This window comes from Uliginosibacterium silvisoli (assembly GCF_036017035.1).
In the GTDB taxonomy this organism is placed as follows: domain Bacteria; phylum Pseudomonadota; class Gammaproteobacteria; order Burkholderiales; family Rhodocyclaceae; genus Viridibacterium; species Viridibacterium silvisoli.
In genome coordinates, this window is sequence record NZ_JAYXHS010000001.1 from 264,996 (window position 1) to 280,914 (window position 15,919).

General features: G+C 61.7%; 15 protein-coding genes. 7 read left to right on the forward strand and 8 right to left on the reverse strand.

Translation table 11 applies throughout. The features are described 5' to 3' along the window. Positions 1 to 166: 166 nt before the first annotated feature. Complete coding sequence (locus VVD49_RS01255; protein WP_327597306.1) at positions 167 to 1,159, reverse strand: PDR/VanB family oxidoreductase; 993 nt, start codon at positions 1,157 to 1,159, stop codon at positions 167 to 169. A gap of 476 nt (positions 1,160 to 1,635) precedes the next feature. Here VVD49_RS01255 and VVD49_RS01260 point away from each other — a divergent pair, with 476 nt between their 5' ends. Continuing rightward, positions 1,636 to 3,078: an MFS transporter gene (locus tag VVD49_RS01260; protein WP_327597307.1), complete on the forward strand. Its 1,443-nt coding sequence runs from the start codon at positions 1,636 to 1,638 to the stop codon at positions 3,076 to 3,078. 110 nt (positions 3,079 to 3,188) lie between these two features. On the opposite strand, the gene VVD49_RS01265 is transcribed toward VVD49_RS01260, so the two are convergent. Continuing rightward, positions 3,189 to 4,637 (reverse strand): aminotransferase-like domain-containing protein, encoded by a 1,449-nt coding sequence (locus tag VVD49_RS01265; protein WP_327597308.1) that lies wholly within the window; start codon positions 4,635 to 4,637, stop codon positions 3,189 to 3,191. A gap of 186 nt (positions 4,638 to 4,823) precedes the next feature. On the opposite strand from VVD49_RS01265, the gene VVD49_RS01270 reads away from it, so the two are divergent. After that, on the forward strand, positions 4,824 to 5,225 hold the full coding sequence (locus VVD49_RS01270) for a hypothetical protein (RefSeq protein ID WP_327597309.1): 402 nt from the start codon (positions 4,824 to 4,826) through the stop codon (positions 5,223 to 5,225). 1 nt (position 5,226) lies between these two features. Here VVD49_RS01270 and VVD49_RS01275 read toward each other — a convergent pair whose 3' ends face one another. The 6 genes from VVD49_RS01275 to VVD49_RS01300 are packed head-to-tail and all read right to left on the reverse strand — an operon-like array spanning position 5,227 to position 11,131. After that, complete coding sequence (locus tag VVD49_RS01275) at positions 5,227 to 5,655, reverse strand: type IV pilin protein (RefSeq protein WP_327597310.1); 429 nt, start codon at positions 5,653 to 5,655, stop codon at positions 5,227 to 5,229. Positions 5,656 to 5,663: 8 nt separating this feature from the next. After that, positions 5,664 to 8,444 carry a hypothetical protein gene (locus VVD49_RS01280; protein ID WP_327597311.1) on the reverse strand — a complete coding sequence of 927 codons (2,781 nt, stop codon included), beginning with the start codon at positions 8,442 to 8,444 and terminating at the stop codon, positions 5,664 to 5,666. 12 nt (positions 8,445 to 8,456) lie between these two features. Continuing rightward, positions 8,457 to 8,993, reverse strand: coding sequence for a pilus assembly PilX family protein (locus tag VVD49_RS01285; protein WP_327597312.1), 537 nt, complete (start codon positions 8,991 to 8,993; stop codon positions 8,457 to 8,459). A 59-nt stretch (positions 8,994 to 9,052) separates the two neighbouring features. Continuing rightward, a complete protein-coding gene (locus VVD49_RS01290; RefSeq protein ID WP_327597313.1) occupies positions 9,053 to 10,129 on the reverse strand; it encodes a PilW family protein in 1,077 nt (358 codons plus the stop codon). Positions 10,130 to 10,143: 14 nt separating this feature from the next. Continuing rightward, entirely contained in the window at positions 10,144 to 10,650 is a 507-nt protein-coding gene (pilV, locus tag VVD49_RS01295) for a type IV pilus modification protein PilV (RefSeq protein ID WP_327597314.1), read from the reverse strand. Continuing rightward, entirely contained in the window at positions 10,640 to 11,131 is a 492-nt protein-coding gene (locus VVD49_RS01300) for a GspH/FimT family protein (protein ID WP_327597315.1), read from the reverse strand. The genes pilV and VVD49_RS01300 overlap by 11 nt, the downstream gene beginning before the upstream one ends. A gap of 800 nt (positions 11,132 to 11,931) precedes the next feature. Between VVD49_RS01300 and VVD49_RS01305 the strand changes: the two genes are divergently transcribed. From VVD49_RS01305 to VVD49_RS01325, 5 genes are all read left to right on the forward strand, one after another. Then, positions 11,932 to 12,606, forward strand: a complete 675-nt coding sequence (locus VVD49_RS01305) for a FadR/GntR family transcriptional regulator (RefSeq protein WP_327597316.1) — start codon at positions 11,932 to 11,934, stop codon at positions 12,604 to 12,606. Between the two features lie 26 nt (positions 12,607 to 12,632). Further along, a complete protein-coding gene (locus VVD49_RS01310) occupies positions 12,633 to 13,409 on the forward strand; it encodes a transporter substrate-binding domain-containing protein (RefSeq protein WP_327597317.1) in 777 nt (258 codons plus the stop codon). Positions 13,410 to 13,677: 268 nt separating this feature from the next. Then, the gene (locus tag VVD49_RS01315) at positions 13,678 to 14,361 is read left to right on the forward strand and encodes an amino acid ABC transporter permease (RefSeq protein WP_327597318.1); all 684 of its coding nucleotides are present in this window, start codon (positions 13,678 to 13,680) and stop codon (positions 14,359 to 14,361) included. Then, positions 14,358 to 15,011, forward strand: coding sequence for an amino acid ABC transporter permease (locus tag VVD49_RS01320; RefSeq protein ID WP_327597319.1), 654 nt, complete (start codon positions 14,358 to 14,360; stop codon positions 15,009 to 15,011). The genes VVD49_RS01315 and VVD49_RS01320 overlap by 4 nt, the downstream gene beginning before the upstream one ends. 27 nt (positions 15,012 to 15,038) lie before the next feature. Continuing rightward, positions 15,039 to 15,785, forward strand: coding sequence for an amino acid ABC transporter ATP-binding protein (locus tag VVD49_RS01325; protein ID WP_327597320.1), 747 nt, complete (start codon positions 15,039 to 15,041; stop codon positions 15,783 to 15,785). Positions 15,786 to 15,919 lie beyond the last annotated feature (134 nt).

Sequence of the window (15,919 nt, forward strand, 5' to 3'; positions counted from 1 at the left end):
CTGTCATATTGGCTTCACTGGTGCTCCAGATATCCCCTCTTGTTGGTAGTGGAGCGGCTCAGGTGGCGGCAGCATGACTCGTCAATCTGGCGGCCACTGAACTCCGGAGTTGAAAAACAAAAGGCGCCTTGCGGCGCCTTTTTCTTTCAAGCCAATCACCACAACATCACGCGTCAAGTACCAGCTTCTTGCTCTTGCAGCGCGAGATGCACGGCATCATCTGCTTGCCGGCGGCCTGCTCTTTCTTGGTGAGGTAGCCGTCGCGATGATCGCACTCGCCTTCGACCACGTCTGTGATGCAGGTGCCACAAAAGCCCTGCTCGCAAGACGTGCTGAAGCTGATGCCGATATGCGCGGCCGCGGCGACGATGGTCTGACCGGGAGCGACGATGCAGCTCTTGCCGCTGCGCTGGAAAACGACTTCGAAGGACTTTTCGGTTTCGTGCTGTTCTTCGGACACCGCAGGTGCGCCGAAGGATTCGCGGAACACCGCCTCGCTCGGCCAGCCACAGCTCAGCGCTTCGGTGGTGGCCAGTTCCATCAGTGGCGTCGGGCCACAGACGTAGAGCGAGTCGGTGGCGGCGACGGGTTCGGCGGCGAGCACTTCGTGCATGCGTGCCTGGGTGCCGGCCTCGTCAAGGCCGAAATGGAAGTGCACGCTGCTGCGCGCCGGATGCGTTTCGAGCAGCTCGGCAAAAGCCGCGTAGCCGCGTCCGCGCGCGAAGTAGTGCAGCGTCGCCGGAATGTCTTTCGCGACGAGTTCGCGGAACATCGACAGGATAGGGGTGATGCCGATGCCGCCGGCGATCAGCGTGTGGCGCTTGGCCTTGGCGTCGAGCGGGAAGAGATTACGCGGCGCGCGGATCTGCAGCACGTCGCCGACAGCCAGGTCGTGCAGGGCCGAGGAGCCGCCGCGCGAGCCGGGCTCGAGCTTGACGGCGATGCGGTAGCGGTCGATCTCTTCCGGGCCATTGAACAGGGAGTAGTGGCGCACCAGGCCGCCCGGCAGGACTGCCTCGATATGCGCACCCGGTGTCCAGGCTGGCAGGCTGCCTTCGACCGGCACGAGGTCGATGCTGCGCACGCCTTCCGCCTCTAGGGTGATGCTGGCGACGCGAGCGGGGATCAGGGTGTCCTTGGACGGGTTGGCTTGGCTCATAAATCTCCATCGCTCGCGGGCGCGCCTGCCGCAACCCCGAGCTTCAATTTCGTGACTTAGTCCGCTATTTTGCCTCAAGCGGCGTTACGGCGTCCTTACGATATCTTGTCAGCCCCGTGGCGCAAGGCTTTGGCGGTCATTGCGCAGCTCGAAACCGGCATGCGCGACAAGGCTGCGTCTGCTGGAAAATCGACATATCTCCGCAATCAGTGCCTCGATTCCAGCAAAACTGATCGCGTTTCACTGACCGGCATCAGAGACTACGCAGGGCGCGCGATGGCGGATTCGCGCGTCGATGGGCCTCGTCACACCATTTTGCGTCGCCCTCGCCCGTTGCGGCCCACAATGGCATGGGAGCTGCTCACACTTCGCTCCCGCTGCCGGAACCTGGAGCGCAAATCCGACTCCACTCCTGGCCCCTTTGCATCCCTTCGCACTCCCGGACACGCCGCGCGCTACGCGGCACACCCCTGACAATGTCGACCGCAACAAACGAAGCAACAGCCCCCGTCCGCACGCTCAGCAAAGATTCACGTCTCGTCGCCCTGATCGTCGCCAGTGCCTTCTTCATGCAGTTGCTCGACGGCGCCATCATCGCCACCTCGCTGCCGCAGATGGCGCACTCCTTCGGCATTCAGCCGCTGGAGATGAGTGTCGGCATCACGGTCTACATGCTCACCGTTGCCGTGTTCATGCCGCTCTCCGGCTGGATGGCAGATCGCTTCGGTGCGCGCAACATCTTCCTGCTCGCCATCCTCGTGTTCACGCTGGCTTCGCTCGCCTGTGGCCTGTCGCAGAACCTCACGCAGTTCGTGCTGGCGCGTGCCGTGCAAGGCCTCGGCGGCGCGATGATGACGCCGGTCGGGCGCATCGTCGTACTGCGCCAGGCGAAGAAGACCGAGCTGGTGCACGCCATCGCGCTGATCTCCTGGCCGGCCCTGTTCGCGCCGGTCATCGGCCCGCTGGTGGGTGGCTTCATCACCACCTATGCGTCGTGGCGCTGGAACTTCTTCATCAACGTGCCGCTGGGTGCGCTCGGCCTGTTCCTCGTGTCGCGCTTCGTGCCGAATCATCGCGATGTGGACAGCCCGCCGTTGGATGTACGCGGCTTCGTATTGTCAGCGCTGGGCATGTCCGGCCTGCTGTACGGGCTCGAATCCTTCGTGCATGCAGGCGGCCATTACCTGATGCCGCTGACGCTGGTCGTCACGGGCAGCCTGATCGGACTATTCGCCGTGCGCCACCTGCGTCGTGCAGCGCGGCCGCTGCTCGACCTGACAGCTTTTCGCGCGCCCACATTTGCCATCTCGACGCTGTCGGCAGGCACCTATTTCCGCATGTCGATCAATGCCACGCCCTTCCTGCTGCCGCTGCTGTTCCAGGTGGGCTTCGGCATGACGGCGCTGGCCGCCGGCGCGTATGTGCTCGCGTACTTCGCAGGCAACCTCGGCATGAAAACCATCACTACGCCGACGCTGCGCCGCTTCGGTTTCCGCAAGGTGCTGTTCGTCAACGGCGTGCTCGCCGCGCTGTCCATCATGGCCTGTGCGGCCTTCACGCCCAGCACGCCGGAGTACCTCATCACGGCCGTGCTCGTCTTTGCCGGCCTGACGCGTTCGATGCAATTCACCGCACTGAACACGCTGGCGTTTGCCGACGTCACGGCTGCGCAACGCAGCTCGGCATCGACCCTGTCGAGCATGCTGCAGCAGGTATCGATGCTGCTCGGCGTAGCCGTCGCGGCGGCAGTGCTGAACGCGTCGCAAAGCCTGCATGCGACACCGGTTCTGACGCTCGTGGATTTCCGCGCAGCCTTCATCGTAATCGGCCTCATCGCCCTGGTGTCGGCCTGCAGCTTCCTCAAGCTGGAGCGCCATGCCGGCGCGGAAGTGTCGGGGCATCGGCCTGCTGCAGCATGAGACTTCCAGCGCGCACCTGAAGCTGATTTGAATCAAACCCGCCAAACAGCACCGTCATCCTGGCGCAGGCCGGGATAACGGCGCTTTCCGGAGATCGTTGATCTGGCCAATCAGGCCAGCTGGCTTTCCACGATCTGCGCCAGCCGCTCTATCGCCGCATCGACCTCCGCCGAGAAACGGATGCCGCAGTTGATGCGCAGGTAGTTGTCGTAGCGGTTCGAGTTCGAAAAGATCCAGCCCGGCGCGACGCGTATGCCTTCACGCAGCGCCGTGTCGAACACGACGCGCGAGGAACGCAGCGGCGGCAATTGCACCCACAGCAACATGCCACCTTGCGGCACGCTCAGGCGCGTGCCTTCCGGGAAGTGCGTGGCGATGGCTTCGGCCGTGCGCTCGCGCCGTTCGCGCATCACCTTGCGCAAGCGCGCGATGTGTCTGTCGTAGGCGCTGCTGGCCATGAATTCGCTCACGGCAAGCTGGGCAAACGCGTCGTTCGGCCGGCTCTGCGCGAACTTCAGCATCTTGATGCGCGCGTGCCAGCGCCCGCCGCTGAGCCAGCCGAGACGCATGCCGGGTGCCAGTGTCTTGTGCAGCGAGGCACAGTGGATGACGCCGCCTTCCCTGTCCCACGATTTGAGCGCACGCAGCGGCTGATCGTCGTTGCTGAGTGGCCCATAGGTGTCGTCTTCGATCAGCGCCAGTTGATGCTGTGCGCATAGTGCGACGAGGCGCTCCTTGTGCGCGTCGGGCATCACGCTGCCGAGCGGATTCTGGAAGTTGGGAATGACCACCACGGCGCGGATCGAGGGCTGCGTCTGCAAGGCCAGCTCGAGCGCTTCGATCGACATGCCGGTCTGCGGGCTGGTCGGTATCTCGATGCTGCGCAAGCCGAGGCTCTGCACGATCTGCAGCAAGCCGAAATAACACGGCGACTCCACCGCGATGGTGTCGCCCGGTTGCGTCACGGCACGCAGCGCGAGATTCACCGCCTCGGTACAGCCATGCGTGACGACGATCTCGTCCGCAGTAAGGCGCATGCCGCTGTCCAGCGCGCGCCTCGCCAGCACGCTGCGAAAGCCCGGTTCGCCGTGCGAAGGCACAGGGCTCACCAGCACCTCCGGCTTGTTGCGCAGGGCGCGCGTAGCGGCGTTCTTCAATGCTTCGCCGGGGTAGGCATCGGGCGAGCCGAAGGCTTGAGCGAAATTGATCTTGAGCGGATGCAGCTCGCAGCGCGCGATGAATTCGGAAACGCGCTCGTGGATGCCGAGGTACTGCGCTGCGTCGACGGCCAGATCCGGCTCGCTGCTCGGCTGCAGGCCGATGCGTCGCGGCCGGCGCACGAAGTAGCCGGAGCGTGGCCGCGCTTCCAGCCAGCCCTTGTCTTCCAGGTAGTGGCACGCCTGCAGGGCCGTCGACAGGCTGACCTTGTGCAGGCGCGTGAGGTTGCGCACGGAAGGCATGCGATCGCCCGGCGTCAGCGACCCGGATTCGATGGCGCCCTGGTAGTGCGAGGCAAGCTGCAGGTAGAGGTGCGAGGTATCGCTCAGGGTTTCGTTCATGGCATGCATGGCCGGATGATTGTCTGCTGCCGCAATACGGAACAGATACAGACATCGCGATATTCGACCATAACAGCTTGGCACACGCCGGCCTGATCCGCTGCACAAAGCACTGGCCTGTGTCTGTTGGCGACAACGGCGGGCGCCTACGCTGGAGCCTCGATCAAGCCACGCCGGAAACCCATCATGTCGCTCCTTGCTTCCAGTCGCCCAGAGTCATCCCGCGCAACGACCAGCATTGCCCTGGCGGCCCACGCCTGCCAGAGCCTGTACGTGACCCCCGACACGCAACTGGTCTGCGTCGCCGGCGCGCTGCGCCTGCAAACACCTGCCGTCTGGATTGGGGAGACCCTGCGTGCCTGCGTGGAACGCCTTCATGAGGGCGCGCAAAGCGTGCAGACGCACGCTGGATGGATGACAGTGAGCGCAGGACGCAGCGGCGCCATGCTGTATGTGCTTGCGCCGATGCCTTTGTGGTCCCGGGTGCTTGCCGGTCTGCGCGGTGTGCTCGGCCGGGCGGTGCAGGCACGACAAGGCGCTGCGCCAATTCCGAATCATCTTGAGAAAGCCGCTATGCAGCGGCATTAATTCAAAAAGCCGTAGTGCCGGTAGGGCATGAATTGGTATCGGCCGCAAAGGTGGGCTCGGAGCAACTACTTCCGAAACAGGCGCAGCGGGTACCCTTGGAATTGAGTACGGCCCAGATATTGAACCGCGCGGTTTTCTCGGTCACCTTCAGATAAAAACCGCGCTGCGTGCTTGTGAGCGCATAGGTGTAGCTCAGCTGATCCTCATACACCTTCAGCCCGTCGATACTGGACTCGTACTTGTCCGCCTGCGCCACCTTGCGCTCGAGAGCACTACCGACCTGCATTGCAGCCTCTTTAGCCTGGGCATAGCGCGTCTTGCCTACATATTGCATGTACGAGGGATATGCGATCGCCGCAAGAATGGCAATCACCGCCACCGTCACCATCAACTCGATGAGCGTAAATCCGCGGCTCGTGCGCTTCATCATGTTTCCTGTCAGAAGAAATTGGTCAGTTCCCGCCAGTTCAGGCGTTCCCGGTAGGCGCTCGCAGGCGGAGCAATCGCCGCAGTGTCGCCCAGATTGCCCGGGTCTCCTCCGGTCCCGGCCAGAATGGCACGCTTGCCCTTGAATTGTGTGAATGCTCCGCCCGTGGCGTCGCCCTTGCCGACGTAATTGTTCAGGCTGGTCATGTCGGACAGGCGGAATTGGGAATTACCTTTGGCATCCGTACCGTCGAGAACATTGAGCGGACCAAAGACGTAGCCCTGGATGTCGCATTCGCTGGGCTTCTTGGTGTAGTACAGCACCACGGCGCCATTGATGATGTCGGCCGGCGCGGACAGGTACGCATTGTCAGTCGCCAGCACACTGATCGTCGGGTTGGTGTCGGAGCTGGACTCTCCCAGCTTCGTGCCAGGGTTGATGCCCGTTCGCCAGGCCACGGCCCATTTGTCTGAAAAATACCTCATCGCCGTCACGTAGTACTTCGTTTGCGCCAGCAATACCAGACCGTTCCCGCTCGCGGATGCAATCCGCGTACCGTTCACATACCAGACCGCACTGGCAGCTACTGCAGCTGGTTGCGTGGCAAGGTCTTCGACCCCTTCGGTTGCCTGTTCGATGCGACCTGCGCTGGTGGTCTTGTAAACATGGCCGTCCCCAGCACCAAAATAGATGGCGTTGTCATCCACGTACAGCAGGTTGCTGGTGGGTGTCACGTTGAATGCCGTCGGCGCGTCAACGCCCGTGCTGAAGGTGTTCTCGGTAGGCGTTGCCGCGGCGTTGACTGCACGCGTCACCAGTTTTCCGCCGACAACATAGGCCACCTTGTTGCCCCCCATCACGGCGGGCAGCGGAGCCGCTCCGCCATATGGGCGGCCATAGACGCCGTTGGCCCAGCCCGCTTCTCCATCATTGGTGTTTCCCGCAGAGCCGGGCGAATACTCGTCGCTGCGGCTATCGAGCCAGACCACCCTGTTAAGGGATTTACCGTCGTTAGCCACCTCGATCGAGAAGTGCAGCTTGCCGCCCAGTGCCGTGCCCGTCACATAGGTCTTGAGCAGCTTTCCACCAGTGGAAGATGTCGGGTCGTCTTCCAGCACCTGCACAGAAGCGATCTGCCCCCAGGGGTGAGCTTCCATCAACTTCTTCGGCACTGAAGTCAGGGCAGCCTGGCTTTCCGCCAGCACGGCGCCCGGAATCCAGCCCCAGTTCAGATTACCGTTGGTTTTGTCGACGGAGTACAGGATGCCGTCGTCCGTTGCGAACAGAACGGAGTCACCCAGGAGCATCGGCGTGACCCGCCATGGCACGCCCACCATCGAGGTGGCAGAACGCTTGTCTCCCGTGAGCCGGCATGCGTCCTGGGTGGGGTTCACGGCACACGCCTGTGCCAGCGTCGCGCCCGATGCAGTGTTGCTCAGCGCGACAAAACCTGTCGAGGCACTTGCCCAGTTGCTCGCCTCTGTGCGCAGCTTGGACAAACGGTTCTCTGAGCTCATCTTGCTTGCGGAAACATCAGCGGCATCCCAGTCTGCGGTGGTTTCCTGCGAGCTGTCATCCTTGAGCCGGAAGGCTTGCAGATGCCCGGACGTTCCCGGCAGATCTTTCTGCAACGCCCGGTAAACGAGGGAGTCCTTTTGCGTGACCTGCTCGGTGATAGGCGGCGTCAGCGAGTACGCCCCGGTGCGGGGTGTCGCGACAGACGTGTTCTTCGAGAAGAATTTGGTTTGAGAGTTATTCTGGGCGATGACGTTCTTCGCCAGGATTTCACCCACGATGGTTACGGGCGAGCCGTTACCCATATTGAAGTCACCCTCTGCGACATACACGCCGGCAGACAGACTGAAATTCCCCTGAGTGGTCAGGGATCCGTTATAGACGTTGATCTGCAGGCGCTCAGGGTGCTGGGAGTCCATATTGGACCAGGTCTTTTCAGCCGCGCAGTCCGTGTAATTGACGCAGGTCGGCCCGCCGTTCAGCGTCAGGCCGAATGCTGTCGTGGAAGAGACGGTGCTCTTGCCGAGAACATTGAGCGTCGTCTGACCGGGGCCTGCGGTGCTGACATTGCATCCAGCCGCCCAGTCGATCTGATTCACGTTGGTCTGGGAAATCAGGGCGGCCTCGACGTCCTGCGCAAAGGTGACTCCGGCGCCATTGCAACCATTCATCGACAGACGCTTGATCCTGACCGGAGCGCTGAACACAACGCTGATGCCGTTGGAAATCGATATCTGGTCGTACTCACCGCCGGGCAAGGTATACACGCTGCCGGCTTTGGTGATCGCCACTGTTCTACCGTCAAGCGTCAGCGTGTAGGGACCGTTGCCATTCGCATTGGCATTACCGCCAAGCGTATTGCCGTACTGGATCTGACCACTATTCGGAAAGCTGATGTCGAACGCCGAACTGCTTTCCACATAGGTCGGCAAAACCCGCGGATCGACAGAGGATCCGGAGAGCGACAAGGACTTGGACGTGTTGGATGTAATGTCGCCCGCAGAGGCATAGGACTGGCAGTTTTTCTTGTTCGCATCCGTCCCGGACATGACCAGCTTGCCGGGCTTGGCATTGACCTGGCTGGCGTTATAGAAAGTCGGATTGCACTGCCCGTTCTCGCCATCATTCTTGAGGTTGATCTGACCATCCCCCATGACGGAGAAAACCGCGCCCAAGCCGCTGTTAGCCGAGCAGACGGCGGCCCATGCTGGAAAACTGGCCACGTGCAGCGCAATCAGGGAGCCTGCACCAGCACGTTTGATAAGGTTGCCTGTCATGATGTTCCCCGTTCAGAATTCCTTGGCGGTCGACAGCACGACATAGCTGCCTTCCTTGATGCCGCCCGCCTTCGCGTACAAAGTGAAACGCGGCTTGCCCGCAGCCTGATTTACTCGCCCGTTGGACAGCATGCCGTCATTACTCCCGATGGCTTTGCCTTCGAAGACGATGATGTAAGAAGGCGCGTCTGAGCGGCTTTCAGCATTGCTGGCAGCCTCGATGCCTGTCGTGGGCCACGGATCGAGTGCCGGCATGTCGCCGTCCTTGCGCACGTAGTAGCCAGCGCTGGCGCTGCGCTTTGTCCGTACGGCAGCCTCGACGTCCGGGCTGGCTGCAACGAGCGCGCGGGTCTTGTCTTCCGCCTCCTTGAGCGCACCTTCGGCCATGAACATGGCACGCTGCCGGTCGCTCCATCCGGCGGCACCGCGCGCCTCGCCTGTCGCCATCGTGTAGCCGGCAGCAGCCAGCAGAGAGACAAGAATCAACATGACCAAGGCCACCAGTAGTGCCGCACCTTGTTGCCGCTGACGGCGCACGAGAACATCCATCCGGCCTTTCCTCATTGTTTGCCTCATGGGTTGCCTCATGGGTTGCCTCATTGGTTGCCTCATTGATTGCGTAAGGCGACGGTCATCTGCAAGGGCAGGTAGACATGGCTGTCAGCATCAATCGACACACCGTTGAAGCTGCTGACCGTCTGCTGACCCGCGTTGCCCACCTTTTCCGAACGCAGCAACATCTGAACGGTTGCCGAGCGCACACTCGTCCACTTTGTTGCGGAGGCGGTGACGGACGAGGCGCTCTGATCGCGCTGGGTAATGGCCCCCGTCGAACCGGTGGCCTGGTCGTAGCGCACGGCCAGGCCGACGACCTTGTCAGAGACCAACACCGGTGTGTTATCACGCGCGCTCATCCGGTACAGCCCGCTTTTCCCACCGACCTTCCCCATGAACCACCAGGTCGTGTCCAGCCTGCCGACGGAAGCTCCAGCGGAAAACAGTTCGCCGATACTCCCGTCCTTGTTGCCCTTGCCGTAGCTCGCGTCACCTTGTGCCCCCGCCGAGTGCGCCAGCGTCTGCGAAGACGAACCATCTGTAACTGTCGTGACCTGGAATTTGGCCCAATTGATGCAATCGGTGATGACGGCGATATCGTCCGCCTTGAAAGACTCCAGCGGCCTGTTCACGACGAGTGCGGCAGCCTGGCTGGACATCGCATCCTTGAGCGATGTCAGCGTTCCCGATACGCCCACGACTGCGAGGATGCTGGACTGATTGGCGAGACTCGCCGGATTTGCATCCGGCAAGGATGTCTTGAGTTTGGCCAGGCCGTATCTGGAGCCTGAATCCGCTGGCAAACCTGATTGCGAATCGAAGCCCACAATCCCGCCATCGTCTGCACTGAGCGCTTGCTCATTGTTGAGCCTCTTGTCGATGGGATTCGACACCGGCCAGCATCCGAAGTCGCCTGCAGCACGCAAGTCACGCGCAAGCGCGTCCATGGCAATGCGCCCTTCGGACTGCACGTCAACCATCTGCACCGAGAGGTTGTTCGTTACTCGCTGACCCACGAAGACAGCCAGCGCGCCGCCGACCACGATCAGCCCTAGCACCATCGCAATCATCAGCTCCACGAGGCTGAAGCCGGAAGCAAATCGACGAGTATCGAGTAAAGCGTGTCGCATGCCTATCCTGCCTCTCAATGGGAAGATGCTGCGGAAGAGGCTGCTGCCGTGGCAGCGTCATACATCTTGTAACTGGCGCTCACGGTGTCTCGCCCCGGTGGCGTCCATTGCATGCGGACTTCACAAGCGTTGAAAGTGCCCGAGGCCGCAGAGCCGCAACTGATTTTGGCTCCACCGTCCGGCAGATCACAGGCCACCCTCCTGATCCATGCCGATGAGCGGCTTGGCGTGGCGCTGGATGAGGACGACGCCGCAGCCGATGACGATGACGACGGGCAATTCTCCTTGCTGGTGATGCTGTCTATCAGCACCCAGCTGGCCCTGTCCGCAAAGCGGTCGTAAGCAATGGCATCCAGCGCGTCATGCGCCAGCGCGGAAGCAAACACGGTGTATTTGGAATCGGCGTTTTGCCGGACGCCCTCTGCCTGTAGCTTGAAAGCCCCCAGCAGCCCCAGCGAGAGCACCAGCACGGCGATCAGCACTTCGATCAGCGAGACGCCTTGAACGGATTTACAGGACATCTACCGACCCGCCAGCGTTGACACGGACACTCTTGCTGGTGTCGCCCGAAGACAGCGTGTACGTCTCCGCTGCCGTGTTATTGCCGATCCCGTTAGGAAGAAAAGTGAGCTGCAGCGCATTTCCACTCAGGGCGGCGCCTTCATAACGCTTGGAAAAATCAGTCTGGGTGAGGCAGCCCAGGACTGTCGTATCGGTCCCCTGAGCCTGTGTGATGGCCCAGGCAGCGCCATCGCAACCGCTCGCTGCATCGCCATTCACGGTCAGAACCGTGCGCCGTCCGGTCTGCACGGCAATCGAACGGGCATTGGAAGCAGCTCTTTTCAGACCGTCCGCTGCCATTTGCGCCCTGCCCGACTGGATCTGCGACGAAAAGCTGGGTACGGCAATCGCAAGAAGCACTGCCAACACCACCAGAGCCGTCAACAACTCGATCAATGTCAAACCATGTTGGGCAAACTTCCCTGAAATCTTGCTACCCATACCACCAGACCTTGCCAGCGCGTCATTGAGCCGGCCCCGAAGAGCGCTTCTGACATGCACGTCATGAAAATTGAGCCTGCGGCGCGCGATCAGTCGGACGCCGTTCGATGGCCCGCATTGGACATCATTCCTGCTATCGGCATGTTGCACTCAAAATCAAGCCCAGCAATGACAAAAATGTCACAACCAACAAAATTATAGAATCATGCCGGGCCATGCGGATTGATGGCAGACACATGCGCCGCAAGCGCGCAGCACAAAAAAAGACCAGGCATCAGGCCTGGTCACATCGTTCTAGTGCCGTCCACTCGAGGTCCCGCTGCGCATCGCGCGCCATCTACTGCGTTCTTCTCGGGGCCGCCGCCGGGGTTCCACTCCCCCACTGCCTGTCGGTTTGAATCTTCCCGTTCTCACTGCAAGCGGGGCGCAGCATAGAGGCTGATCGACCTCGGCGTTTGATCGAAATTGCTATTCTTCGGGCATGTCACCTTGATTTACAGAAGTGAGCTCCCAGCCCGATCAGCGCAAGCACAAGGAAAGTGCTTGCCACGGTCGTGACGGCCCCGCCGTCGTCCGCACACGCACCCACGGCGTGCGCACTCGCCACGCCCGCCTTACCCCCTCGGCATTTCAGCTCCGCGCGAAGCCGCGCCCTGCTTCGAATTGCATGAATTTATCGATCTGCTCTTACGGCATGGCATGCATCTCGCTCTAGCTGGTCTGACCGGCTAGACCAGCCAGTCGCGGCCCGCCAATGCTGGCGAGCCGCAAGCAAGCGCAACGATGCGCCTGGTGCACAGATGACACGACTCTCCAGTTTCGCCGCGCAGACGCTGCAGCGGCAGATCCACGAAGGCCAGTACCAGCCGGGCTCGTCCCTGCCGGGACAGCGCGAGTTGTCATCGGCACTGGGCATCAGCCGCACCGTGCTGCGCGAAGCGGTGTCGATGCTGGAAGCACTGGGCCTGGTGCACTCGCAACCCGGCAAGGGCGTCTTCGTCACGACCGGTCGCTCATCGAATGGCGAATTGCCGATGGGGCCGCTCGACATGCCGCCGCATGCCGTCTTCCAGTTCCGCAGCATCATCGAGCCGGCTGCCGCCGCCCTCATGGCACGCAATGCAGGCGACGCGGAAATCGCCGCATTGCAGGCCACCCAGGACCGCATGCAGACCGCGTTGCACGAGATGGATCTCGTCACGGCGGCCGATGCCGATCTCGAATTCCATCTGGCCATTGCGGAGTCCTCGGCCAATCCGATGCTCACCGCAGCCATCACCGCGCTCGAAGCGCCGATCGGCTACAGCCTGCGCCTGCCCTTTGCGAACCCCGCGGAGATCTGGGAGCCGGCCGACGAACACCGCGTCGTACTCGACGCCATCACCCGACGCGATCCCGACGCGGCCCACGCCGCGATGCGTACTCACCTGGTGCGGGCGGCCGCGCGCATCAGCATCGACTTCGAAACGCCCTGAGGGCACCGTTGCAAGGAGTTTTTCAAATGATCATCCGCACGCTTTCCACCGCCATCCTGTCGCTCGGCCTGCTCGCCTCGGCCGCCCACGCCGACGTACTGGAAAACATCAAGAAAAGCGGCGTCATCCGCGTCGCCGTACCGCAAGACTTCCCGCCATTCGGCACGGTCGGCACCGACATGAAGCCGCAGGGTTATGACATCGACACAGCAGCACTGATCGCCAAGGACCTCGGCGTGAAGCTGGAACTGATCCCCGTCACCAGCACCAACCGCATCCCCTACATCACCACCGGCAAGGCCGATCTGGTGATCTCCAGCCTCGGCAAGAATCCGGATCGCGAGAAGGTCATCGACTTCTCCGAAGCCTACGCACCGTTCTTCAACGGCGTGTTCGGCCCGGCTGACATCAAGGTCGAAGCCGCTGCCGACCTGGCTGGCAAGACCATCGCCGTGACGCGCGGCTCAGTGGAAGACCTCGAACTGACCAAGATCGCGCCGCCCACCGCCGTGCTGAAGCGCTTCGAAGACAACAACTCGACGATCTCCGCTTACCTGTCGGGCCAGACGCAATTGATCGCTACAGGCAACGTCGTCGCCTCGGCCGTGGATGAGCGCACCGACAAGCGCGACGTGCTGACGAAATTCATCATCAAGAATTCGCCATGCTATGTGGGTGTTAACAAGGGTGAGGCAGCGCTGCTCGCCAAGGTGAATGAAATCATCGGCAAGGCCAAGAAGAGTGGTGACCTGAACAAGGTTTCGGTGAAGTGGCTGAAGCATCCGCTGACGGCGGGGTTGTGATTTTCGCTCCCCTCTCCCGCTTGCGGGAGAGGGGCTGGGGGAGAGGGTTGGTCGCAAGCCCGCCGTACGTTGCAGTTCCCTCCCCCTGAGGGGGAGGGTGCCGCAGTGCGGCGGGAGAGGGGGAGTCGTGGATAGTCAACGATTGCACCCTTCCCCCTCTCCCGCCCCTGACGGGGCACCCTCTCCCTTAGGGAGAGGGAACTGCTGCGAGCGTCACGCGAAATAAGTTTTTCACCCGCAACACAAGCAAAGCCATCAGGGAGAAACCATGGCCTACACATTCGACTTCGCAGCAGTCTGGGAGTACCGCGAGCAACTCGCTACCGGTGCGCTGCACACGCTTGGCCTGATCACCGTCGGCGCCAGCCTTGGCTTGAGCCTCGGCACGCTGGGCGCGGTATCGCGCGCCTGGAAGATCAAGCCCTTCGACAAGCAGTTCACGGTCTATGTCGAACTCATACGCAACACGCCCTTTCTGGTGCAGCTGTTCTTCATCTTCTTCGGTCTGCCGGCACTCGGCGTGAAGCTGGATGAATGGACGGCGGCGATCATCGCCATGGTGGTAAACCTCGGCGCGTACTCCACCGAGATCATCCGCTCCGGCATCCAGGCAATTCCACGCGGGCAGATCGAGGCTGCGTCTTCGCTGGCCATGACGCGCACGCAGATCTTCCGCCACATCGTGCTGCGCCCTGCCCTGCAGAAGGTGTGGCCAGCGCTGACCAGTCAGGTAGTCATCGTCATGCTCGGCTCGTCAGTGTGTTCGCAGATCTCGGCGACGGAGCTGACCTACGCGGCCAACTTCATCCAGTCTCGCAACTTCCGCGCCTTCGAGACCTACATCACCGTCGCGCTGATGTACCTGCTGCTGGCCTTCGGTGTGCGCTGGCTGCTCAACAGGTTCGGCAACCGCTTCGTCGTCGTACGCAGGCAGGAAAGGACAGCATCATGATGGAGTTCTCCCTGTGGGACATCGTCCGCAACCTCATCACCGGCCTGCAGTGGACGGTTGGCCTGTCGCTCACCGCCTTCCTGCTCGGCGGCATCGTCGGCCTGCTCGTACTGGCGGCGCGTATCGGTCGCTTCCCGTGGCTACAGAAAGCAATGAAGGGCTACATCGAGCTGTTCCAGGGCACGCCGCTGCTGATGCAACTGTTCCTCGTGTTCTTCGGCATCTCGCTGCTGGGCGTCGACGTACCTGCCTGGCTCGCCGCGGCCATCGGTCTGACGCTATTCACCAGCGCCTATCTCGCCGAGATCTGGCGCGGCTGTGTCGAAGCGATTCCGAAAGGCCAGTGGGAAGCCTCATCGAGTCTCGCCATGACCTGGGTGGAGCAAATGCGCTACGTGGTGCTGCCGCAAGCGTTGCGCATCGCCATTGCACCGACGGTGGGCTTCTCCGTGCAAGTGGTGAAGGGCACGTCGGTCGCTTCCATCATCGGCTTCGCCGAGCTCACCAAGACCGGCGGCATGCTCGCCAACGCAACCTTCAAACCCTTCCTCGTCTTTGGCCTCGTCGCCATCGGCTATTTCATTCTCTGCTATCCGCTGTCGCATTTCGCAGCACGGCTGGAACGCAAGTTCCATGGCAGCGCGCACTGATATTCAACTGCTTCCCGAGGCCCTGCCATGAACGACGTCACTACAACTTCCCTCGTCCGCATCGACGCGGTACACAAACACTTCGGTAGCAACCACGTGCTCAAGGGCATCGACATGCGCATCGGCGCGGGCGAAGTGGTTGCCATCATCGGCCGCAGCGGTTCGGGCAAGAGCACCCTGCTGCGCTCCATCAACGGGCTCGAAACAATCGATGACGGTCTCATCGAAGTCGACGGCGAAAAGCTGCACGCTGGCCAGACCGATCTGCGCGCGCTGCGCCAGAAAGTCGGCATGGTGTTCCAGCAGTTCAATCTCTTCCCGCATCTGAAGGTAGGCGAGAACGTCATGCTCGCACCACAGGTCGTGAAGAAGATGAGCAAGATCGATTGCGAACCCATTGCCCGCGCCATGCTGGCGAAGGTTGGCCTCGCAGAGAAGTTCGATGCCTATCCCGACCAGTTGTCAGGCGGCCAGCAGCAACGCGTGGCGATCGCGCGCGCACTCGCCATGCAACCGAAAGTCCTGTTGTGTGACGAGATCACATCGGCGCTCGACCCGGAGCTGGTCAATGAAGTGCTCGCCGTCGTGAAGCAACTGGCAGCAGAGGGCATGACACTGATCATGGTCACGCACGAAATGCGCTTCGCCCGCGACGTCGGCAACAAGCTGGTGTTCATGTACCAGGGCAAGGTGCATGAGAGCGGCGATCCGAAGGAATTGTTTGCGAATCCGCAGACACCGGAGTTGCAGAGCTTCATCGGCGCAATCAACTGACGCCGTTGTAGGTCGGAAAAGCAAAGCGCCTTCCGACATCCTGGCCTTGAATCGAGGTTCGAGCCTTGTTTGACGCCACGATGTCGGAAGGCGCTTTGCTTTTCCGACCTACATCCGGCCCCTCCTCCCGGCCT

What these genes read in the sequence shown, in the direction of transcription:
- VVD49_RS01255 (WP_327597306.1), bottom strand. Translation starts at nt 1,159, where the DNA reads ATGAGCCAAGCCAACCCGTCCAAGGACACCCTGATCCCCGCTCGCGTC.
- VVD49_RS01260 (WP_327597307.1), top strand. Translation starts at nt 1,636, where the DNA reads ATGTCGACCGCAACAAACGAAGCAACAGCCCCCGTCCGCACGCTCAGC.
- VVD49_RS01265 (WP_327597308.1), bottom strand. Translation starts at nt 4,637, where the DNA reads ATGAACGAAACCCTGAGCGATACCTCGCACCTCTACCTGCAGCTTGCC.
- VVD49_RS01270 (WP_327597309.1), top strand. Translation starts at nt 4,824, where the DNA reads ATGTCGCTCCTTGCTTCCAGTCGCCCAGAGTCATCCCGCGCAACGACC.
- VVD49_RS01275 (WP_327597310.1), bottom strand. Translation starts at nt 5,655, where the DNA reads ATGATGAAGCGCACGAGCCGCGGATTTACGCTCATCGAGTTGATGGTG.
- VVD49_RS01280 (WP_327597311.1), bottom strand. Translation starts at nt 8,444, where the DNA reads ATGACAGGCAACCTTATCAAACGTGCTGGTGCAGGCTCCCTGATTGCG.
- VVD49_RS01285 (WP_327597312.1), bottom strand. Translation starts at nt 8,993, where the DNA reads ATGGATGTTCTCGTGCGCCGTCAGCGGCAACAAGGTGCGGCACTACTG.
- VVD49_RS01290 (WP_327597313.1), bottom strand. Translation starts at nt 10,129, where the DNA reads ATGCGACACGCTTTACTCGATACTCGTCGATTTGCTTCCGGCTTCAGC.
- pilV (WP_327597314.1), bottom strand. Translation starts at nt 10,650, where the DNA reads ATGTCCTGTAAATCCGTTCAAGGCGTCTCGCTGATCGAAGTGCTGATC.
- VVD49_RS01300 (WP_327597315.1), bottom strand. Translation starts at nt 11,131, where the DNA reads ATGGGTAGCAAGATTTCAGGGAAGTTTGCCCAACATGGTTTGACATTG.
- VVD49_RS01305 (WP_327597316.1), top strand. Translation starts at nt 11,932, where the DNA reads ATGACACGACTCTCCAGTTTCGCCGCGCAGACGCTGCAGCGGCAGATC.
- VVD49_RS01310 (WP_327597317.1), top strand. Translation starts at nt 12,633, where the DNA reads ATGATCATCCGCACGCTTTCCACCGCCATCCTGTCGCTCGGCCTGCTC.
- VVD49_RS01315 (WP_327597318.1), top strand. Translation starts at nt 13,678, where the DNA reads ATGGCCTACACATTCGACTTCGCAGCAGTCTGGGAGTACCGCGAGCAA.
- VVD49_RS01320 (WP_327597319.1), top strand. Translation starts at nt 14,358, where the DNA reads ATGATGGAGTTCTCCCTGTGGGACATCGTCCGCAACCTCATCACCGGC.
- VVD49_RS01325 (WP_327597320.1), top strand. Translation starts at nt 15,039, where the DNA reads ATGAACGACGTCACTACAACTTCCCTCGTCCGCATCGACGCGGTACAC.